Source organism: Halomonas sp. BC2 (genome assembly GCF_002078115.1).
Taxonomy (GTDB): Bacteria; Pseudomonadota; Gammaproteobacteria; order Pseudomonadales; family Halomonadaceae; genus Vreelandella; species Vreelandella stevensii.
Map to the genome: position 1 here is coordinate 153,649 of NZ_LFGT01000002.1, position 21,008 is coordinate 174,656.

The 21,008-nt window shown below is 59.2% G+C and carries 21 protein-coding genes; 16 read left to right on the top strand and 5 right to left on the bottom strand.

The features are described 5' to 3' along the window. The first annotated feature begins 150 nt into the window (after positions 1-150). From B7L71_RS01255 to rloA3, 5 genes are all read left to right on the top strand, one after another. On the top strand, positions 151-327 hold the full coding sequence (locus B7L71_RS01255) for a DUF2256 domain-containing protein (protein ID WP_081135361.1): 177 nt from the start codon (positions 151-153) through the stop codon (positions 325-327). Continuing rightward, positions 311-1,732 (top strand): DASH family cryptochrome, encoded by a 1,422-nt coding sequence (locus tag B7L71_RS01260; protein WP_081135364.1) that lies wholly within the window; start codon positions 311-313, stop codon positions 1,730-1,732. The genes B7L71_RS01255 and B7L71_RS01260 overlap by 17 nt, the downstream gene beginning before the upstream one ends. Next, positions 1,725-2,183, top strand: coding sequence for a DUF3429 domain-containing protein (locus B7L71_RS01265; protein ID WP_249273145.1), 459 nt, complete (start codon positions 1,725-1,727; stop codon positions 2,181-2,183). The genes B7L71_RS01260 and B7L71_RS01265 overlap by 8 nt, the downstream gene beginning before the upstream one ends. Before the next feature lie 67 nt (positions 2,184-2,250). Further along, a complete protein-coding gene (locus B7L71_RS01270; protein WP_139790007.1) occupies positions 2,251-3,507 on the top strand; it encodes a lytic murein transglycosylase in 1,257 nt (418 codons plus the stop codon). An 82-nt stretch (positions 3,508-3,589) separates the two neighbouring features. Next, a complete protein-coding gene (rloA3, locus tag B7L71_RS01275; protein WP_081135414.1) occupies positions 3,590-4,120 on the top strand; it encodes a retropepsin-like aspartic peptidase RloA3 in 531 nt (176 codons plus the stop codon). A 13-nt stretch (positions 4,121-4,133) separates the two neighbouring features. Here rloA3 and B7L71_RS01280 read toward each other — a convergent pair whose 3' ends face one another. Continuing rightward, on the bottom strand, positions 4,134-4,844 hold the full coding sequence (locus B7L71_RS01280) for a 16S rRNA (uracil(1498)-N(3))-methyltransferase (RefSeq protein ID WP_081135369.1): 711 nt from the start codon (positions 4,842-4,844) through the stop codon (positions 4,134-4,136). Between the two features lie 135 nt (positions 4,845-4,979). Here B7L71_RS01280 and phaR point away from each other — a divergent pair, with 135 nt between their 5' ends. The 5 genes from phaR (at position 4,980) to B7L71_RS01305 (ending at position 8,582) form a co-directional block, all read left to right on the top strand. Next, positions 4,980-5,444: a polyhydroxyalkanoate synthesis repressor PhaR gene (gene phaR, locus B7L71_RS01285; protein ID WP_016916575.1), complete on the top strand. Its 465-nt coding sequence runs from the start codon at positions 4,980-4,982 to the stop codon at positions 5,442-5,444. 104 nt (positions 5,445-5,548) lie between these two features. Beyond that, positions 5,549-6,841 (top strand): phosphoribosylamine--glycine ligase, encoded by a 1,293-nt coding sequence (purD, locus tag B7L71_RS01290; RefSeq protein ID WP_081135372.1) that lies wholly within the window; start codon positions 5,549-5,551, stop codon positions 6,839-6,841. A gap of 34 nt (positions 6,842-6,875) precedes the next feature. Then, on the top strand, positions 6,876-7,316 hold the full coding sequence (locus tag B7L71_RS01295) for an acyl-CoA thioesterase (protein WP_016916577.1): 441 nt from the start codon (positions 6,876-6,878) through the stop codon (positions 7,314-7,316). Continuing rightward, on the top strand, positions 7,316-8,188 hold the full coding sequence (locus B7L71_RS01300; RefSeq protein ID WP_016916578.1) for a phosphoribulokinase: 873 nt from the start codon (positions 7,316-7,318) through the stop codon (positions 8,186-8,188). Before B7L71_RS01295 ends, B7L71_RS01300 begins: the two co-directional genes overlap by 1 nt. Positions 8,189-8,240: 52 nt before the next feature. Next, on the top strand, positions 8,241-8,582 hold the full coding sequence (locus tag B7L71_RS01305; RefSeq protein WP_039182057.1) for a histidine triad nucleotide-binding protein: 342 nt from the start codon (positions 8,241-8,243) through the stop codon (positions 8,580-8,582). Between the two features lie 249 nt (positions 8,583-8,831). Here the strand turns inward: B7L71_RS01305 and ettA are convergent, their stop codons facing one another. The 4 genes from ettA to B7L71_RS01325 all read right to left on the bottom strand — a co-directional run bounded on the left by ettA (position 8,832) and on the right by B7L71_RS01325 (position 13,401). Continuing rightward, positions 8,832-10,493, bottom strand: coding sequence for an energy-dependent translational throttle protein EttA (gene ettA / locus B7L71_RS01310; protein ID WP_081135374.1), 1,662 nt, complete (start codon positions 10,491-10,493; stop codon positions 8,832-8,834). Between the two features lie 540 nt (positions 10,494-11,033). Next, positions 11,034-11,246, bottom strand: a complete 213-nt coding sequence (locus B7L71_RS01315) for a PA3496 family putative envelope integrity protein (protein ID WP_016916581.1) — start codon at positions 11,244-11,246, stop codon at positions 11,034-11,036. 219 nt (positions 11,247-11,465) lie between these two features. Continuing rightward, the gene (locus B7L71_RS01320) at positions 11,466-11,903 is read right to left on the bottom strand and encodes a PAS domain S-box protein (RefSeq protein WP_016916582.1); all 438 of its coding nucleotides are present in this window, start codon (positions 11,901-11,903) and stop codon (positions 11,466-11,468) included. Positions 11,904-12,087: 184 nt separating this feature from the next. Next, positions 12,088-13,401, bottom strand: coding sequence for an MFS transporter (locus B7L71_RS01325; protein WP_081135377.1), 1,314 nt, complete (start codon positions 13,399-13,401; stop codon positions 12,088-12,090). Positions 13,402-13,516: 115 nt separating this feature from the next. On the opposite strand from B7L71_RS01325, the gene B7L71_RS01330 reads away from it, so the two are divergent. The 6 genes from B7L71_RS01330 (at position 13,517) to B7L71_RS01355 (ending at position 20,911) form a co-directional block, all read left to right on the top strand. After that, entirely contained in the window at positions 13,517-13,786 is a 270-nt protein-coding gene (locus tag B7L71_RS01330) for a SelT/SelW/SelH family protein (protein WP_016916584.1), read from the top strand. Continuing rightward, positions 13,783-14,670 carry a DMT family transporter gene (locus B7L71_RS01335; RefSeq protein ID WP_081135379.1) on the top strand — a complete coding sequence of 296 codons (888 nt, stop codon included), beginning with the start codon at positions 13,783-13,785 and terminating at the stop codon, positions 14,668-14,670. Before B7L71_RS01330 ends, B7L71_RS01335 begins: the two co-directional genes overlap by 4 nt. Before the next feature lie 279 nt (positions 14,671-14,949). Further along, positions 14,950-16,500, top strand: coding sequence for a TolC family outer membrane protein (locus tag B7L71_RS01340; RefSeq protein WP_081135382.1), 1,551 nt, complete (start codon positions 14,950-14,952; stop codon positions 16,498-16,500). A 228-nt stretch (positions 16,501-16,728) separates the two neighbouring features. Then, positions 16,729-18,846, top strand: a complete 2,118-nt coding sequence (locus B7L71_RS01345) for a type I secretion system permease/ATPase (RefSeq protein ID WP_016916587.1) — start codon at positions 16,729-16,731, stop codon at positions 18,844-18,846. Then, on the top strand, positions 18,846-20,276 hold the full coding sequence (locus B7L71_RS01350; protein ID WP_081135384.1) for an HlyD family type I secretion periplasmic adaptor subunit: 1,431 nt from the start codon (positions 18,846-18,848) through the stop codon (positions 20,274-20,276). Before B7L71_RS01345 ends, B7L71_RS01350 begins: the two co-directional genes overlap by 1 nt. Then, entirely contained in the window at positions 20,276-20,911 is a 636-nt protein-coding gene (locus tag B7L71_RS01355) for a response regulator transcription factor (protein WP_081135387.1), read from the top strand. The genes B7L71_RS01350 and B7L71_RS01355 overlap by 1 nt, the downstream gene beginning before the upstream one ends. Positions 20,912-21,008: the final 97 nt, after the last annotated feature.

The window sequence follows — 21,008 nt, forward strand, 5'->3', positions numbered from 1 at the left end:
ATGGCTGTGCCAACGGAGGAATGCCTTTTACGCAATGCGCGCAGCGGCATACCATGCGCGCCAAATGATATACAATATATGTACTGTATAAGATATAGTGTCCATGTGTGAAAGCGTGGCGCGGTACTTTACGCGCAGCGAGATGGACAAATGAGACGAAAACAAGATCTACCGGAAAAAGACTGCGTTCAATGCCAGCGCCCATTTACCTGGCGGAAAAAATGGGCGCGCTGCTGGGAGGAAGTGCGTTTTTGCAGCGAACGTTGCCGACGCGAAGCCAGACAGCACAGCACGCCGAGGAGGCACGAGCATGAACAGCACGACTGATATCGTCTGGCTACAGGATAATCTCCGTGTAGCGGACAACCCCTTACTACATTTCAAGTCCGCCCCTGATCAACTGGTTTGCCTTTACGTACTGGACCAGGCGTGGTTGACCTCCAATATGGCAGGCGAGGAGACTTGCCGCCTTGGCCCGGCGCGCCTGCGCTTTTTATGGCAAAGCCTGATGGAGCTGCGAGGCGAGCTGCTGCAATTGGGCAGCGATCTGCTGGTACGTATCGGCCATCCCGCTGAAGAAGTGGTGGCCATGGCTACGCGTCTCAAGGCCCGGCAAGTGCTGGTCGCCGAGCACTCGGGCTGCGAAGAGCGGGCGCACATCGATCAGGTGGCCGAGACGCTGCCTGAGGGTTGTTCGCTGGTGCGTTCCGAAAGCGGCTACTTGCTTGACGCTGCGACACTGCCGTTTGCCCTGGAGGAGCTGCCCGCCAGCTTTTCGGCGTTTCGTCGCCATGTGGAAAAACATTGCGAGATCCCCGAGCCGCTCACCATGCCGGTGACGCTGCCCGGATGGCCAGACGACGCACCCCGCGGCTTCCCGCCGCTCAAGGACGTGTGCCAGCAGAGTGCGGCCTGGCAGCCAGACAAGCGTCAGGGTTTTGTATTCGTCGGCGGTGAATCCGCCGCCCGAGATCGGCTGCAGCACTATCTGTGGCGACAGAACGGCGCTGAGTCTTACAAGAAAACCCGCAATGGCTTGCTGGGTGCCAACTTTTCGACACGGTTTTCGCCTTGGTTGGCCAGGGGCTGCCTCTCGGCTCGCCAGGTACACCGCGAGGTCAAGGCCTGGGAAGCGAATAACGGTAGCTGCGAGTCCAGCTATTGGATCGTGTTCGAGCTGTTGTGGCGCGACTACTTCCATCGCGCCGCGCAGTTGGAAGGCCCTGCGCTATTCGGTCGCGAGCAGCTCCCCGTGCCCAACGAGGCGTTCAACCGCTGGCGCGACGGCAAGACCGGGGTGCCGTTCATCGATGCGGCGATGATTGAACTCAAGGGGACCGGATGGATATCCAACCGCGCACGGCAGAACGTGGCCAGTTTCCTGGTCAAGGACCTGGGCGTGGACTGGCGTTTGGGCGCTGGCTGGTTCGAGCACTGTTTGATCGATTACGATGTGGCCAGCAACTGGGGAAATTGGCGCTATATCGCCGGCGTAGGGCGAGATCCCCGCCAGGATCGCTACTTCAACGTGTTGAAACAGGCCGGACATTACGACCCAAAAGGCCTCTATGTCGCTTACTGGCTGCCCGCCCTCGAGTCCTTGCCCTTTGGCCTCGAACGGCACCAGCCTTGGCGCGCGGCGCCTTCCAGGTTCGATCCTCCCTGCGTCATGCCAAGTGAGTGGCACCGCTGGCTGATTGCTGCCGAAGAGTTCGAGGAGACCGATGAGTAAGGAAGCAGGACGCGTCATGAACGAATGCCGATTGGCATGGGGCTTGGGTCTGGCCGGGCTGATCCCGTTTATTGCGGCGAGTGGCGCAGTATGGTGGGCGCCTACCGCCTGGCAGGTCACGGCGATTTACGGGTTTACTTACTACAGTGCGGTGATTCTGTCATTTCTGGGCGGCGTTCATTGGGGCAGTGCGCTGCAGGTCTCGCGGCCGGGTAACGGCAGGCGCCTGCTACTGGCCATGGTGCCTAGCCTGATTGCCTGGCCTGCGCTGCTGTTCGATGTGGTGACGGGGCTATGGGTACTGCTGGCAGGTTTCGTGCTCATCGGGCTTTACGATGTCAGTCGCGATGGCCGTGATGGCTTTCCTCGCTGGTACACGGGACTGCGCTGTGTGCTGACCGGCATCGTGGGGGCTGCCCACGTGGTGGTGATCTGGCGCCTGATGGCGTGAGGCTGGCATCAGGCCCGTTTCTGAGCCATTATCACAGCCACGCCAAGGACAGCCATGAGACGATGACATGTTATTGAAATCCCAGGTATCACCCGATTTCGTGCCCACCTTCACCCCTGCCTTGATGCTGGCAGCGGCGCTAGCGCTGGGAGGGCAAACTGCCCAGGCCAGCCCTCAACTGATGACCGAAGTCGATGCCCGTGCTGCTGAGCAGGTGCAGTACGCCAGCTTCAACCAGTGGCTAAGTGACTTCCGCCGTTATGCTGCCAATCAGGGCATTAGCGAGGCCACCTTGGCCAAGGCACTGGACGGTGTGCGCTATCGTGAGCGGGTGATCGAGCTGGATCGTTATCAGCCTGAGTTCGTCAGGCCCATCTGGCAATACCTCGATAGCGCAGTGTCCAGTACGCGCATTGCCAATGGCCGTGAAAAGTATGCCCAGCATCGCGATACCGCTCAACAGATGCAGCAACGGTATGGGGTGCCTGCCGAAATCATCGTTGCCATCTGGGGTGTCGAGAGTAATTACGGCAGCAACTTTGGTGACTTTTCGACGCTGGAGTCCCTCGCCACCCTGGCCTACGATGGCCGTCGCCGTGACTTTGCCCGCGGAGAGCTTCTGGCCGCGCTGCGTATCATCGAACAGGGGGATATCGCCGCCGATGAGATGCGCGGCTCCTGGGCCGGGGCCATGGGGCATACTCAGTTCATCCCCAGCAGCTTCGAAGCCTATGCGGTGGACGGTGACAATGATGGACGACGTGACATCTGGGGCAGCATTCCCGACGTCATGGCCTCGACGGCCAACTACCTGGCCCGTGCCGGTTGGCAAGCAGGCCAGCCCTGGGGAGCTGAGGTAGTACTGCCTGATACGTTCGACTACTCGCAAACCGAACGTTTGAGTTCGGCCCAGTGGGCCGCGCAGGGCGTACGGGCGGTGAGCGGCGATTTGCCCGCCTTCGATAGCGCCGCCGTCATCGTACCAGCGGGTGCCAGTGGCCCAGCATTCATCGTAGGCCCTAACTTCCGGGCCATTTTGCGCTACAACAACGCCACCAGCTATGCGCTAGCGGTGGCGACACTGGCCGATGCCATTGCCGGGCGTCAGGGCATTACTCAGTCCTGGCCCACCCATGAGGCACCTTTGACGCGCGACGATGTCAGAACGCTGCAACAGCGGCTGAACAACGCCGGTTATTCGGTGGGTACCGCCGATGGCATCATGGGTCCCAATACCCAGGCAGGTGTGCGAGCCTTCCAGCGTGATCAAGGGCTGGTGCCCGACGGCTTTGCCACTCAATCGCTGCTCGAGCGACTTCCATAATCCAACTACCTCTTTAATCCAACTACCTTTTTAATCCAACTATCAAGGACGCGTTGCGATGGTGAATAGACTGCGAAAGACCATGGGCATGACGGCTCTGGCGAGTGTGCTGATGGCGAGTGCCAGCGTACAGGCCGAGGACAAGGTGTTCGGCTGGGTGGAGAACGCGTTCATCGAGCCTTGGGGCATTGGCGTCAAGGCCAAGCTGGACAGCGGTGCGCTGACCTCGTCGTTGGACGCCCGTGACATCGAGATTTTCGAGAAGGATGGCGAAGACTGGGTGCGCTTTCGCTTAAAGCTGGAGGATCAGGCCAGCGGTGAGACCTTTAGCGACGAAATCGAACGTCCGCTGTATCGTGAGCAAGCCGTGCGCGGCGCCGGTGGGCGCGATGAACGCCCCGTGGTGCTGATGGATGTGTGCATGGGCGACACCATCTATGAAGAGCAGTTCAGCCTGCGCGACCGCGAAGAGATGATTTACCCGCTGCTGCTGGGGCGGCGCACCATCAGCCATCTTGGGTTACTGGACGTGCGTAGAACGTTCCTGCAGTCACCGGAGTGTGGGGAGGATGCCGAGTACGTTCCCCACGACCCCGAAGACGATCAAACCTGATCAATAGGGTGAGTCAGAACAGCCGTGCCAGCAGCGCCGTCACGGCGGTTTCTACTCTCAGGATGCGCGGGCCCAGGTGCATGCCCTCGCATCCTGCTGCCAGCAGTTGCTCGACTTCCCATTCGATAAAACCACCCTCTGGCCCCACGAAAAGTGCACAGGGCTCGTCGATGCCGCGTGGGCAGGCGTCGGGCATGCCGGGGTGAGCAACGAGCCCCCGTCGCTCGTGTAGTACGCCGTTCAGGTGATCTTCCAGAAAAGGGCGAAAGCCCTTGCACAGCGTGACCTGCGGGAGCTGCGTGTCGCGTGCCTGCTCCAACCCAAGCAGGAGATGCTGGTGCACTTTTTCCGGGCGTAACTCCGGCGATTGCCAGTAGCTTTTCTCCACCCGCTGGGTGTGCAGTAGGGTAATCTGTTTCACGCCTAGCGCGGTCACGTGCTCCAGCGTGCGGGCCAGCATGCGCGGGCGTGGCAGGGCCAGTACCAGATGTACCGGTAGCGGGGGCGGTGGAGGCGTTTCCAGCGGGCCCAGGTGGAAGAGGGCACCGCTGTCGCTCAGTTCGATCAGTTCGGCCTTGCCCATGTTGCCTCCCTGAACGCCCACGCTCAGCTGATCCCCCGGCTGAGCACGATGTACGTCGCGCAGGTGCGTCAAGCGGCGGGTGTCGGTCAGGCGGGCTTGTTGGCCGTTCACCTCACTGGGGTCGAGCAAAATCAGATTCATGATGGTCGTCTATTAGTCGTGGGCGGGCCGCGCATCGCGGCACTAATCCGTTAAGCTGGCTTGCATGGGCGTGTGTTGCAGGCACAATAGCAGCCATGGCGACAAAAGCCTTTATCGCGTTTAAGGAGATACGCTGTGCGCGTCATTCGTAAATATGCCAACCGCAGGTTGTACGACACACAACAAAGCCGCTACGTGACGCTGGAAGATTTGCGCCGTCTGATTATCGACGAAGAGCCTTTCCGTGTCGAAGATGCCAAAAGTGGCGAAGACCTCACGCGCACGATTCTACTGTCGATCATTATCGAACAGGAGCAGGCCGATAGTGAAGCGGAAGTGTTCTCCAACGACCTGCTGGCCCAGTTGATTCGCGTGTATGACATGTCGTCACCGCTGCCTCTGGCGCGCTATCTGGAACAGGGCACTCAACTGATGCTGGAGCAGCAGAAGCGCCTTCAGAGCCAGTGGCAGCAGGCCATGCGGCATACGCCCATGGAGTTCATGCGTGAACTGGCCGAGGAGAACATGCGCTTCTGGCAGAACACGCTCAACCAGCCTTCCACCAAGGAAGACGACGACCCAACGGACGGCAAGCCTTAGCTTCACAACAGCGCTGGGTTTCAGACAGCGCTTGGCGCCCCGCTAGCGGCTGCGTTATGGCATAATGCGCCCATCGACGCTCTCCTGTTTTGAGAAGGATACCCATGAAAGTTTTGATGATCGGTGGCGGTGGCCGTGAACATGCCCTTGCCTGGAAGCTTGCCCAATCCCCCCAGGTCGAGCAGGTGTTCGTAGCGCCTGGTAATGCAGGCACGGCCACGGAGCCCAAGCTGAGCAATGTGGCCATTGCCGCAACCGACCTGCCGGCACTGGTGGCGTTTGCTCAGCAAGAGCAGGTCGCCCTGACGGTCGTTGGCCCGGAAGCGCCGCTGGTGGAAGGGGTGGTCGATCAATTTCAGGCAGCGGGCCTGACCATCTTTGGCCCTACCCAGGGGGCTGCTCAGTTGGAAGGCTCCAAGTCCTTCACCAAGGACTTCCTGGCCCGCCACGCCATTCCCACCGCCGACTACCAGACCTTCACGGCGGTCGAGCCAGCGCTTGACTACTTGGCCCGCATGGGCGCGCCCATCGTCATCAAGGCCGATGGTCTGGCCGCCGGCAAGGGCGTGATCGTGGCCATGAGCGAAGCCGAAGCCGAAGCCGCCATTCGCGATATGCTGGAAGCCAACGCCTTTGGCGATGCCGGTGCGCGGGTCGTCATCGAAGAGTTTCTGGATGGCGAAGAGGCCAGCTTCATTGTCATGGTCGACGGTGAGCATGTCGTGCCCATGGCCACCAGTCAGGATCACAAGCGTGCCTACGATGGTGATACCGGTCCCAATACCGGCGGCATGGGGGCCTATTCACCGGCGCCCGTGGTCACGCCCGAGGTGGATGCCCGCATCATGGAGCAGGTGATCCTGCCTACCGTACGAGGCATGGCCGAAGAGGGCAATGCGTACACGGGCTTCCTGTATGCCGGTTTGATGATCGACGCTGCGGGCCAACCCAAAGTGATCGAATACAACTGCCGCTTTGGTGACCCGGAAACCCAGCCCATCATGATGCGACTGGTGTCGGATCTGGCGGAGCTTTGTCTGGCGGGCGCTAAAGGCGAGCTGGCAGGCAAGCAGTGTGAATGGGACAGCCGCGCGGCGGTGGGCGTGGTCATGGCGGCGGGCGGTTATCCCGGCAGCTATCGTAAAGGCGATGTGATTCACGGCTTGGTCGATGCCGAGCAGGCCCAGTGCAAGGTGTTCCACGCGGGCACTGCCCTGACCGATGAAGGCGAGATCGCCACGGCCGGGGGGCGCGTACTGTGTGTCACGGCGCTGGGCGACAGCGTGTCGGCTGCTCAGCAGCAGGCCTATCAGGGTGTCAAGGCCATCCAGTGGGAAGGCGCCGAGTTCCGCCGTGATATCGCCTTCCGCGCCATTGCCCGGGAAGTGAATCACTAACGACCCCTTTCGTCACCCAAGCAGGAGAGCCGTCATGGAACGCGTTGCTATCGAATTTCCCGCAGACGCGGTGATCCACCGCCATACCCTCTCGGTGCGGGTGACCGACATGAACTACGGCCGCCACCTGGGGCATGATGCCCTGGTGTCGCTGCTGCATGAGGCCAGGGCGCAAGCACTGGGTAGCCTGCACTTGCCCGAGTGGGACATGGGCGGCTATCCCAGTGTCGTGGTGGACCTTGCGATACAGTATCAGCAGGAAGCGCGCTTCCCGGAGGTGCTGGTCATCGAGACGGCGGTGCCTGAACCGCAGGGCAAGGCACTGACTGTCTATCAGCGTGTCTTGAAGGAAGGCAGCGAGACCGTGGTGGCCACGGCCCGAATCAACAAGCTGCTGCTGGATCTGGGGGCGGGCAAGCCGGTGCCCATTCCTGACGCGGTGAAGCAGACACTCGCCGAGGCAAGGGGGAGCTGATGTCCCGAGAGTATCCCATCATTGCCATCACCGGCTCCTCCGGGGCTGGCACCACCACGGTGCGCCGTAGCTTCGAACGGATGTTTCTAAGAGAAGACGTTCACGCGGCCATGGTGGATGGTGATGCCTTCCATCGCTATACCCGCGATGACCTCAAACGTATCTTCCGCGAAGAGCCCGAACGCAAGGATGAGCTTTCTCACTTTGCCGTCGAGGCCAACCTGCTGGATCGCCTGGAGGGCCTGTTCGTCGAGTACGGTGAACACGGCACCGGTACCTACCGGCACTACATCCATGCAGAAGACAAGCAGAAGATCGAAGCCGGTTACCGAGTGGGCACCTTTACCGAATGGCAGGCGCTGCCTTGCGGCACTGACCTGCTGTTTTACGAAGGGCTGCACGGTGGGCTGGTGACCCGCGAGTACGATATTGCTCGGCACGTGGATTTGCTGGTGGGCGTTGCGCCGACCATGAACCTGGAGTGGATTCAGAAGATCGATCGTGACACCAAGCTGCGTGGCTATTCCCAGGAAGCGGTCATCGACACCATTCTGGGGCGCATGGACGATTACGTGCGCTATATCCAGCCGCAGTTTTCGCGTACCCATATCAACTTTCAGCGCGTGCCCACCGTCGACACCTCCAACCCCTTCGAGGTGCAGGATATCCCCACCGATGCCGAGTCTTTCGTGGTGATTCGCTTTCGCGACCCCTCGACCGTGGATTTCCCCTGGCTGCTGGCCATGATCAAGGATGCGTTCATGACGCGGCCCCACACGCTGGTGGTGCCCGGTGCACGCATGTCGTTGGCGATGGAGTTGATCCTCGCCCCGTTGGTTCGCCACCTGCTGGCTCAGCGCCGTTTCCGATAGGCGCGTTTAGCTGGCTCTTTTGACAATAACGCGCCATACCAAGGAGGCTGCGATGGAGTGCCTGTTTTGTAAAATCATCAACCGCGAGATTCCTGCGGATATCGTCTTCGAAGACGAGCATGTGCTTGCCTTTAACGATATTAGCCCTCAGGCGCCTACGCATCAGCTGATCATCCCTAAAAAGCACATCGCCACGCTCAATGACATTGCGCCTGACGATCTGCCGGTGATCGGCCGTTTGCAATATACCGCTGCCCAGTTGGCTAAACAGCAGGGGTTTGCCGAAGACGGCTATCGGGTGGTCATGAACTGTAACGAAATGGGCGGGCAGACGGTCTACCACATCCATATGCACTTGATGGGCGGGCGCCAGTTCACTTGGCCTGCAGGCTAAGTCTAACGCGGGAGGCTCGCTTTGGCGGGCGAAGGGCGCCGTCAGGTGCCTTGGCAAAGTCAGGCATCGCGAGCTAAAGCTCCCTCCCACACCCACCATGCCAGGCACTAGTGGGAGGCCGCTTTGGCGGGCGAAGGGCGCCGTCAGGCGCCCTGGCAAAGTCAGCCATCGCGAGCTAAAGCTCCCTCCCACACCCACCCTGTCAGGCACTGATGGGAGGTCGCTTTAGCGGGCGAAAGGCGCTCGCGGTCAAGCGTCGATACGTTTGTACTTCAAGCGCTTCGGCGTGTCGTTGCCGACTCGTTTCTTGTGATCTTCTTCGTATTCCGTGTAATTGCCATCGAAGAACACCACTTCCGAGTCGCCCTCGAAGGCCAGGATGTGCGTGGCGATACGATCCAGGAACCAACGGTCGTGGGAGATCACCATGGCGCAGCCGGGGAAGGCCAGCAACGCTTCTTCCAGGGCGCGCAGCGTCTCGATGTCCAGGTCGTTGGACGGTTCGTCCAGCAGCAATACGTTGGCACCCTGCTTGAGGGTTTGCGCCAGCTGCAGGCGCCCGCGCTCACCGCCCGATAGCTCATCCAGGCGCTTCTGCTGGTCGTTGCCTTTGAAGTTGAAGCGACCCACGTAGGCACGCGAAGAGACTTCGTAGCCGTTGATGTTGAGAATGTCCTGGCCGTCGGACACCGCTTCCCAGACTGTCTGCTTGTCGTCCAGCGCATCGCGCAGCTGCTCGACGTAGGCGATATCCACGGTTTCACCGATTACCACGTCGCCCGCATCCGGCTGCTCCTTGCCGGTGACCAGCTTGAACAGCGTCGATTTACCCGCGCCGTTACCGCCGACGATGCCGACAATGGCACCCTGGGGAATGGTGAAGGAGAGGTCCTGATAGAGCAGCTTGTCATCGAAACGCTTGGTGACGTTGTGGAATTCGATGACCTTGTCACCCAGGCGCGGGCCAGGCGGAATGTAGATTTCGTTGGTTTCGTTGCGCTTCTGGTAGTCGCCGGACTGCATCTCTTCAAAGCGATTGAGACGTGCCTTGCTTTTGGCCTGACGGCCTTTGGCGTTGCTGCGTACCCACTCCAGCTCCTGCTTGATGGCCTTCTGGCGCGAGGCTTCCTGCTTGGCTTCCTGGGTCAGGCGCTGCTCTTTCTGCTCCAGCCACTGCGAGTAGTTGCCCTCGAAGGGGATACCCTGGCCGCGGTCCAGCTCGAGAATCCAGCCTGCCACGTTGTCCAGGAAGTAACGGTCGTGAGTGATGGCCACGACGGTGCCGTTGTAGTCGTGCAGGAAGCGCTCCAGCCAGGCCACCGATTCCGCATCCAGGTGGTTGGTAGGCTCGTCCAGCAGCAGCATGTCCGGGCTGGACAGCAGCAGGCGGCACAGAGCCACACGGCGGCGCTCGCCCCCGGAAAGGTTGCCTACCTTGGCGTCCCAGGGCGGCAGACGCAGCGCTTCGGCGGCCACTTCCAGCTTACGCTCGATGTTATGCGCATCGGCGGCTTCGATGATGTTTTCGAGGCGCGCCTGTTCGCTAGCGAGGGCATCGAAGTCTGCATCCGGCTCTGCGTAAGCCGCGTACACCGCATCCAGTTTCTGCTGAGCTTCCTTCAGGGCACCCAGCGCTTCTTCGACGGTATCCCGGACGTTTTTCTCGTCGTCCAGCTGCGGCTCCTGAGGCAGGTAGCCCACGTTGATGCCGGGCATCGGACGAGCTTCACCTTCAAACTCTTTATCGACACCGGCCATGATGCGCAGCAGCGTGGATTTACCGGCGCCGTTCAGGCCTAGTACGCCGATTTTGGCGCCCGGGAAGAACGACAGCGAGATATCCTTGAGAATTTGCTTCTTGGGCGGCACGACTTTGCCAACCCGATTCATGGTGAATACGTATTGCGCCATGGAAATCCGTTAGGTTGTGGTAAAAGCGGGGCCAGCGGTGCTGGCTTGGTGTACAGATGATAGTGCCCAGCGCGGCTAAAGGCCAGCCGCACGGTACTGAGTCAGGTGAGCAGGATGAAACGAAAAAACGTGCGGAAATGAAAAGTTCTACGCAGACTGGTTTGCATCTATTGGCCCCCACAGGCTGGCCTGGAGGCACTCACTGCTGTGGGAGGGGGTTGTTGTGGGAGGGAGCTTTAGCTCGCGACGATTCAGGCACCAGTGCCTGCCCAGACAGTCGCCCAATGAAATTGGCCTCCCACAAGCTGGCCTGGAGGCACTCACTGCTGTGGGAGGGGGTTGTTGTGGGAGGGAGCTTTAGCTCGCGACGATTCAGGCACCGGTGCCTGCCCAGGCCGTCGCCCAATGAATTGGCCTCCCACAAGCAGGTTTGGGTGGCTACCCAGGCTATCCTGAATCCATTACGCGCTGAATTAAATGAAAAGGGGCAATCCAATGATTGCCCCCTGTTCGAACGACAGAGCATCTACCCGTAAGGCGCTACTCTTCTTCGTCCCAGTCGTCTTTGATGGCACGCTGCAGGCGTCGCTCTTCTAGCCATGCTTCCACCTGGCGCCGTGCGCGCAGGGTGTCGGCCTTGCTGGGTTTGCTCTTGGCGTATTGATCGTCGTTGACCGCGTCCAGGTTGTCGAAGTCGTCGGCGTCCAGCCCGTCGCTGGTGTAGGTCTCACGATTCAAGGGGTCACGGCTCATGGTATGCCCTCCAACCCAGGCCGGCGCACCGGCATCACAACGGCTCCCTTCCGCAGGGAGCGCCTAACGCTAAACAAGCGCCTAGGCGCTATATAACGCCAGTTGGGATGAAGTTCAAGCACAAACTTGCCTTGGCCGCCATTAAATCCCCCAGAGCTACCAAAATCCCCAGAGCTACCAAAATCCCCAGAGCTACCAAAAGCAGCATGGCCACAAACGCTATTCGGCCAGCGCCTGCTGTTCTTTCAGCGCTGCCAAAGCCAGCTGGGCTTCGACCCGTTCGGTAACGTCTTTCTGCACGCCGATGTAGTACATCAGGTTGTCGGCTTCATCATAAACCGGCGTAATCGATAGCTCGTTCCAGAACATCGTGCCGTCTTTACGATAGTTGCGCAGCACTTCGCGAGAGGGACGTCCATCCTGCAGCGCATCACGAATCGACGCGAGGGCATCCTGATCGCGGTCTTCGTTCTGCAGGAAACGACAATCTCGATACAGGATTTCGTCTGCGCTATAGCCGGTCAGTCGTTCGAAGCCCTTGTTGACGTAAATCAGAATGTTTTCGTCACCTTCCTGCTCTGCAACGACAATGCCATCTTCAGAAGCATCAACAATGCGTTCGAGTAACTCCGGGCTGATCAAGGGAGATCGTTTCATCAATGGATTCCTGTTGCTTCTCGTCATTCTAGCCGTGTCGCTGTTCGTCAGCGCGAGGCTCGTTATAGGCAGGGTAGGCGATGCCACTTACCACTGATTACCGCTAGGATAGCAAAAAAACCACGTTACGCCGTGATTCCCGCCCATCATGGCGAGCGTTGCACGGGTTTGCAATCCTTGAAGATCACTCTGCTTCTGGAAGACGCTGAGCGCTTACCATGGCCCCGAGTGCCGTGGCCGCCAGCACCAGCAGCAATAGGCTGCTGCCAAGCCACTGGGCCAGCCCGCCAATCAGGCCGCCCACTGCCAGCATGAGCACCCCTGTGAAAGTGTTGGACAGCGCCACATAGAGTGCTCGGTTGTCCTGACTGGCTATATCGACCAGGTAGGTTTTGCGGCCCAGGCGAACCCCGTGGTGAATGATCATCAGCAGGGCATAAACGCCGGCATAGGGCAGCACGCTGCGTGTCCACTCCCCCGGTAGCCAGGCAATGCCCGCGCCTAGGCAGCAACACAGAGCGGTACCGGCGGCAGCATCACGCATGACGCGGCGGCTGGAGTGGTCCGCGCGTTTGCCCCAGATGGGGCTGGCAATCATCGCTGACAACCCGGACACCACCACCATGATGCCTAGCCCGCCCAGCTCACTGCCGCTTTGTTGTTGGCCCAGCAGCGCCAGGTAGGGCAGGGCAAGCGCACTGGAAAGCAATAAGGCCCTGGCCAGATTGAAGTGCAGGAAGGTGCGATCCTCGCGCATCAGGGTGGCCCCGAGCTTGATACTGTCCCAGGCGTTTTCACCGCCTTCTACGGCGCCTGGCACCTCCTTGATGCGCGCGGCGCTGAACGCGTTGAGCAACCATCCCGCCGCCGCGACACATAACAATAGGGCCAGCGCCACGTTACCTGGGCGGTCACCGAACCACAGCAACACACCGCCCGCCGCCAGCGTGGCGGCACCTGCTACGCTGCCACTCCAGCCCATGAGGGTCCCTCGCCGGCGCTTGGCGATGGTCTTGCCCAGTACGTCCTTGGTGGCGATCGACGAAAGCCCCCTCGCCAATGACAGTACCACCAGCACCGCCAGCACCAGAAATCCACCCAGCGTGCCATTTCCCCAGAGCGCCAGTAGCGCGAGGCACAGTGCGGCCAAGGCTTGAAGCAGCGCTCCGGTGACCCATACCCACTTGCGCTGAGGTTTCAGGCGAATGAAGCCTGCCACGAACAGCTGAGGCAGCAGCGCGCCAGCCTCACGGATGGGGACCAGCAAGCCCACCATCCACACTGGCGCACCGATGATGCCCATCAACCAGGGCAATACCAGTCGTGCACTGGAGAGTTCATCCGCCAGCTTGTTACCCAATGCCGCCCATAGATGATGGAAAAAGTTACGCGGCTGCTCCTGGCAAGCGCCCTCGGGGATGTCGGCACACATACGGCTGTCGTCATCGCCCGTCAGCCACTCATAGAGACGCGTTTGTGAAACATCTGGCTGAGCCATGGGGTTCCTTGGCAGTTGCTAATAAATATAAGATGACAGAATGCTTGATCAATATCATAGCGTAATCGACATGATAGTTTAGCTTGTCAGGGAATTGGCCGATAAGGAGTACGCCATGCCGCAGGTCCGGATTCACTACTGCACCCAGTGTCAGTGGCTGCTGCGCAGCGGCTGGTATGCCCAAGAGTTACTGTCCACGTTTGGTGAGCAGCTCGACCAGGTCGCGCTCGTGCCTTCCCATGGGGGCCGGTTTGAAATCTGGTGTGATGACACGCTGCTTTGGGAGCGCAAACGTGACGGCGGCTTCCCGGATATCAAGACGCTCAAACAGCAGGTACGCGATCACATCGACCCTGACCGTGACCTTGGGCACATCGACCGATGAGCCAGGATAGAGCGGCTATTCTGTATGGACTGGGGGCGGTCGCCCTTTGGTCGACGGTAGCGACCGCCTTCAAGCTGGCACTCTCCTGGATGAGCCCGTTAGAGCTAATGTGGCTAGCGGCGTTGGTGTCATGGCTGTTGATGGGCGCGCTGGTAGTTGCTCAAGGGCGCATGCAGCAGGCGCTCAGGTACGGCTGGCGCACGGCCTTATGGGCGGGGCTGATGAACCCCGTCGCGTATTATCTGGTGTTGTTTGCAGCCTACGACCGTCTGCCAGGCCAGGAGGCCATGGCCCTGAACTACACTTGGGCATTGGCCATGGCATTTCTGGCGGTGCCTCTGCTGGGGCACCAGTTGACGCGAAGAGACATGCTGGCCGGGCTGATCGCCTATGCCGGGGTGTGGGTCATTGCGACGCGTGGACAGGTTTTCAACGTCGCCTTCGAGGATGGTTTAGGCGTTGCGCTGGCGCTGGCCTCAACGTTGTTGTGGGCACTCTACTGGCTACTGAATGCGCGAGATGCCCGGCCGCCGTTAGTGGGGCAGTGGCAAAACTTCAGTGTTGGGTTACCTATTTTAACCATTCTGTTACTTTTTGGTCCGGGGTTTCAGTGGCATGGCATGACCGCGCTGGCCTCCGGCGTATACGTAGGATTGTTCGAGATGGGCATTGCCTTTGTGCTGTGGCAGTTGGCGATCCACAAGGTGTCTCGAACCGCCAAGGTGTCTACGCTGATCTTCCTCTCTCCGCCGGTCTCTCTGTTGTTGCTCTATGTCGTGGTGGGCGAGCCATTACTGAGCTCGACGTTGACTGGTCTATTGCTGATCCTGGCGGGGCTGGCGCTTCAGCAGTGGCCGAGAAAGGAATTGCCCGCTACCGATTGAGTGTTTTTTCAGCATGTTATTGTAAATTTTTGTGACTTTTGTTTTTATGGCTTGCGACTGGTGCTCAGACGTTTAATTTTAGCTAATAGCAATTTGCCAGGGTGTTTTGTCTAGGCAGCACTCATGGTCAATTGAACTCGGCGACAACAAAGCGCCATAGATGAGCCAGTGTTGGCGGGTAAGCAGCCAAGAGGGGTAACAATGCGCGGCAGCGTTGTTGCACAGGGAAAGGCTACTTGCTCATCTGCAGCGAGAAACGTTCATTCGGGATTCACGGCCATGAAGAACAGCAAAACAACCACGCAAGCATCATCCTCTTTTTTACAACGCGGTCTGCTCCCCGCAGCCGTGGCAACCTTGGGTTGCCTGCCACTGACGGCATTGGCACAAAACCTGCCTGCTACGCTTTACGCGCCGGGCGCTACGGATGTGGTCAGTACCATTCAGCAAACCATCGTCAGCAATCCTCAGGTTAATGCCGCTTGGGCCAACTTTAGCGCAGCAGGTAGCGACGTGCGCGTTGCTCAAGGTAATTATCTGCCCTCTATTGATGTTTCGGCGGGGGTAGGACGTCAAGATCAGCAGAACGATGGGCGGGGCAGCTATAACAGTGATTTTGCCGAGCTGACGCTGACCCAGATGGTCTTCGATGGTTTCGCGACGCGCAGTGAAGTGGAGCGTCTGGATCGTACGCGCTTGATTGCCTATTTCGAGCTGCTGGGGGCCAGTGAAAATATTGCCCTGGAAACCTTCCAAGCGTATCTGGATGTCATGCGTTTCCGTGAAATGGTGCGTTTGGCGCAAGATAATTACCGCGAACACCGCCGCGTGTTTTCGCAGATCGAAGAGCGCGCCCTTTCGGGTGCGGGCAGAGGGGTAGACCTGGCGCAAATCAGTGGTCGTCTGGCGCTCGCCGAGTCCAACCTGATGACCGAAGCCTCCAACCTGCATGACGTGACGGCGCGCTATCAGCGCCTGGTCGGCCAACTGCCGCCTCAGAACATGACGCCTGCGCCCTCACTGGCGGCTGATTTACCCACGGATGTGAGCCAGGCCATTCAGATGGCGTTCCAGGGGAATCCTGAATTCCACGCTGCCATCGAGAATATTGCTGCCCAGCGGGCCGTGCAGAGCGCTGAGCGTGCTGCGTTTATGCCGCGTCTGGATATCCAGGGGCGTACCGGCACCAATAATCAAGACGACGCCATTTCAGGACGTCGCGACGAGCACAGCATCCAGCTGGTCGCGAGCATGAACCTTTACCGCGGTGGTGCTGACAGTGCTGCCTTCGAGGCGGCCACTACCCGTATCGAGCAGGCGGTCAATCAGCGAGAAGTGGCTTGTACCAACGTACGTCAGACCACACAAATTGCTTACAACGATACCCAGCGCATTGGCGAGCAGCTGCGCTATTTGAATGACCATCGCCAGTCCATCGACCGGGTCCGCGGTGCTTATCAACAGCAGTTCGATATCGGTCAGCGCACCCTGCTGGACGTGCTGGACAGCGAAAACGAGTTCTTCGAGGCCAGCCGTGCCTATGCCAACGCAGAGTTTGATCTGACGCTGGCCCAGGCCCGCACCTTGGCCGCCATGGGCCAACTAATGCAAACCCTGGACGTCGTCCGTGACGACATCCCCAGCCTGGCAGAGCTGGGCTACGAAGGCATGGCGCAGAATCCCGAAATGGCGTGTGGTACGGAAGGGCCGCGCGGGTTTACGCTGGAAGACTTCACTCGAGGTATCAGTGCCCAGTTCAGTCACGAGTCAACTAGCCAGTCACCGGTGTACGCGTCAGCAGCCACCTATGTGATGATGCCTGACGTCTAAACAGTGTCGCTACGGCTGACGGTGTTCCATGGTTTTGAAAACGCCGTCAGTCTAGCTATCCATTATTATCCGGCTCACAAAAGCCCACCGCTGGCGGCCACTTTTTAGTCGTCAGGCATGTATAGTTAAGCGCTTCCCTGAGGATACGAGGTCTGTGTGACACAAGCGAAGCTAACGAAGACAGACGCAGCAAACTCATTTGCCAGCGAGCCGCCAGGTGGCGATGAATTGCTGGAATGCCTTAAGGCAATTGCCTCGTTTCATCAGCATGAAGTCTCTGCAGAAGCATTGCGAGCGGGGTTGCCGCTGGAAGACGGCAAGCTAACGCCTTCTGTGTTTGGCCGGGCAGCCTCCAGAGCTGGGCTGACTGCGCGTATCGTCAAAAGCCCACTCTCAGGGCTCAATCCAGCACTGCTACCTGCTGTGCTGCTACTCGAACCTGGCCGGGCCTGTGTGCTGTTGGCCATTGATCTCAAACAGCAAAAAGCCCGTGTGCTGTTTCCTGAACTGACGGAATCCGAAGTCGAAATCCCTTTAGCGGAGCTCCATGCGGGCTATAGCGGCGATGCTATTTACGTTCGCCCGAAGTTTCTGACGGACAATGCTTCCGAACCAGGCGTCAATAGTAAGAAGCGCCGGGATCAGCACTGGTTCTGGGGCGTAATTCGCGAGAATCGGCGGTTATATCGAGACATCGTGCTGGGGTCGGTGGCCATCAACCTGTTTGCCATCGCCATGCCGCTTTTCGTGCTCAACGTTTACGACCGCGTCGTACCCAATCAGGCGACTGAGACGTTGTGGGTGCTGGCTATCGGTATTTTTATCGTGTTGTGTTTCGATTTGGCGCTGCGACTGATGCGCAGCAGCTTTGTGGATCTTGCTGCCAGCCGCGCGGATGTCAAACTCTCTTCATCGCTCATGGCAAAAGCACTGGGTGTCCGGTTGGAAGAGCGGCCGGCATCGACCGGCGCGTTCACAGCCACCATGCAGTCGTTCGAATCGGTTCGTAATTTTATTGGTTCGGCGACGATTCTGGGGATTGTCGATCTTCCCTTCGTGCTGATGTTTGCGGCCATTATTGCACTGATCAATCCCTGGTTAGTACTGCCGGTATTGATCGGAGCCGTGTTTGTACTGCTATATGCATTGGCCGCGCAAGGCAAGTTGCACGAACTTTCGCAAACCGCTTGGGAGGTCGGTGCTCAACGCAACTCCTTGTTGGTCGAGTCGGTTTCTCAATTGGAAAACGTCAAGGCCCTACGGGCCGAGAGCCGCATTCAACGCCAATGGGAAAAAGCCACAGCGTTTTTGGCTAAAACCGGTAGCCAGCTGAAAATGGTCAGTACGTCGGTATCCAACGTGGCGCTATGGGCTCAGCATAGCGTCGCGGTCTGCGTGATCATTATCGGTGTCTACCAGATTATCGAAGGTAATCTCACCCAAGGGGGGCTAATCGCGGCCTACATGCTGTCTTCCCGTGCCATGTCGCCCATCAGCCAAACGGCAGCGCTACTGGCGCAGTACCATCAGTCTGCTACTACCTTGGAAACGCTCAACACCGTAATGGATAAGAAAAGCGAGCGTCATGAGGGTAAGTCCTACGTCGAAAAACCCAGCTTCGAAGGTAATATCCGTCTCGAGAAAGTCACCCTGCGCTACCCGGATGAAGAGCGCGATGCTCTGCGTGAGGTCTCGATCCACATCAAGGCAGGGGAGAAGGTGGCCCTGCTGGGTCGTATTGGCTGTGGCAAGTCATCTCTCAATAAGCTGATCATGGGGTTCTACCAGCCAACGGCAGGTGCCGTGCTGGTCGACAACGTCGATATCCGCCAGCTGGATCCGCTGCATCTGCGCCGCCATATTGGCTATGTGCCGCAGGATGTCAGTCTGTTCTCGGGTTCCTTGCGCGAGAACATCGTAGCCGGGGGTGGGAATGACCGCGTCGATGACGAAGCATTGCTCAGGGCGCTGGAACTCGCCGGGCTGGAAACACTGGTGAATGGCCACCCTCACGGGGTGGATTTGCAGGTGGGCGAGCGCGGTCAGGCATTGTCTGGTGGGCAAAAGCAGGCGGTGGCCATTGCCCGAGCGCTGGTGCAGGACCCGCCCATCTTGCTGTTGGACGAGCCGACCAGCTCCATGGACAACGCCAGTGAAGAAGCCTTCAAGGCCAACCTGACCCGCATATCGGCAGGCAAGACCATTCTTGTGGTGACCCACCGCACATCGCTGCTGTCGCTGGTCGATCGCATCATCGTCATGGATGCGGGCAAAGTGGTGGCCGATGGCCCCCGCGATACCGTGGTGGAAGCGCTGCGTAAAGGGCAAATCGGGAGGGCTTCCTGATGACACGCAAGCCTTCCGTGACACCAGAGCAAAAAGGCTTCGATGCGATTGGCCGTTTTTCCGAAAAGGGTCAAAAACCGTTCCGACCTTTCATGGATCGACTGTTCGCCAAACGGGTCACCTCTGCGCACCTGAATCGGGATTGGGCAAGCGACACCGACTGGGCGCGCATGCAGCAAGAGCCTATCCGTGCGCGCCTGTTTCTCTATACGGTACTGCTGACCATCGTAGCCCTGCTGACATGGTCCTATTTCGCCGCCATCGATGAAGTGACCCGAGGCACGGGCCGCGTCATCCCCGCCAGCCAGCTCCAGCGGATCCAATCCTTCGATGGCGGCGTGGTTAATCAGATCATGATTCGCGAGGGGCAGCTGGTCAGCGCGGGAGATGTGCTGATGCAGATCGACCCGACTCGCTTCGTCTCGGATTTCAGGGAAAACCGCGCCCAGCGCTTTGCGCTGGAGGCACGTGCCGAGCGGTTAAGGGCGCTGGCCACCAATTCACCCTTCGAACCCTCCGATGAGCTGCGCGAAGAAGTGCCGCATATCGTCATGCAAGAGCGCGAGGTGTACGAGAGTCGTCGCGAAGAGCTGCGCGAGCAGGAAAACGTACTCAATGACCGTATCCGTCAGCGTCGAGAAGAGCTACGTGAAGCACAGGCACGGCGCGACACGGCTCAGCGTGAAGCGAACATGGCTAGCCAGGAACTGAACCTGACGCGCCCCTTGCTGGCATCCGGTGCGGTGTCGGAAGTGGAAGTGCTGCGTTTGCAGCGGGAAGTATCGCGTGCCACGGGTGAGCGCAACCAGGCAGATGCTGCGGTGTCACGTTTGCAAGCTGCCGTGGAAGAAGCCGAAACCCAGTTGAGGGAGCTGGGGGCCGAGCGTCGCAGCGAGTGGCGTAATGATTTGGCCCAGGCGCTGGGTGATTTGAATGCCCTGCAGCAGTCAGGCACTGGCTTGCAGGATCGCGTCCGGTTGACGGAGATCCGGTCACCAGTAGACGGCATCGTACAGCGTATCCACATCAATACGATCGGTGGTGTCGCTCAGCCGGGCCAGGAAGTCGTGGAAATCGTGCCGACCGATGATCAACTTCTGGTGGAGGCACGCATCGCCCCGCAGGATATCGCCTTCCTGCACCCGGGCCAGCCAGCCACCATCAAGCTCACCGCCTACGACTACGCGATTTATGGTGGGTTGCAGGCCGAACTCGAGCATATCAGCGCCGACACTATTACCGATGATGATGGCAATACCTTCTATCTGGTTCGCGTGCGCAGCCAAGAGAATGAAAACGTAGCCGACCGGCTACAGGTCATACCGGGGATGACCGCACAAGTGGATATCGTCACCGGTAAGCGAACCGTCATGCAGTTCATGCTGAAACCTGTTTTAAGGGCGTGGCGAGATTCCATGGGAGAGCGCTGATGAAACACTGGTTTATAACAACAGACGGGAGTTTGAAGGCGCGCTGGAAAAAAGCGTTTCAGGATGTGGGAGCCCTGACGCCTGACACCTTGGGCCAGCGCGTAGCGCCCAATGATCTTGTATGGCTTTCCACTACCGTGGATAGCTGGCCACTCATGGTTCCTGCCCTGATAGAGCAGGGTGCCATCGTGGTGGTGCTGAGCTATACCCCCGACGACCGTGAGGCGCTAAGGGCATTGGATCTGGGCGCCAGGGGCTATGTGCATACCCTGGCGGCGGCTGATGTGCTGAACCAGGTGGCTCTGGTCGTGACCCATCAAGGTGTGTGGGTTGGGCAAGAGTTATTGGCGAAAGTCCTCGGTGGTACGTTCAAGGCTCTCCAGCAGCGCGTTGACCATGACCGTTATCAACACAGCGACTACCTGCAGCTGCTCACCGAGCGAGAGCGTGGCGTTGCGTTGGCCGTGGCGCGTGGCGCCACGAACAAAGAGGTGGCCCGCCAGTTGGAGATCACTGAACGCACGGTCAAAGCGCATCTGAGCGCTATTTTTCGAAAGCTGTCAGTACGAGATCGGCTGCAGCTGATTCTCAAGTTGGCGCCGGTGGCGGAGCATGCCCCTGACAACGTTGAGTGACCCGCTGTGGCTGCGTTTTTGGGGGCCACATCGTTGCACACCAAAGCGTCCGCTGCCAGTACCTCACCTCGTTCATCACTTATACCCTCACTACTTA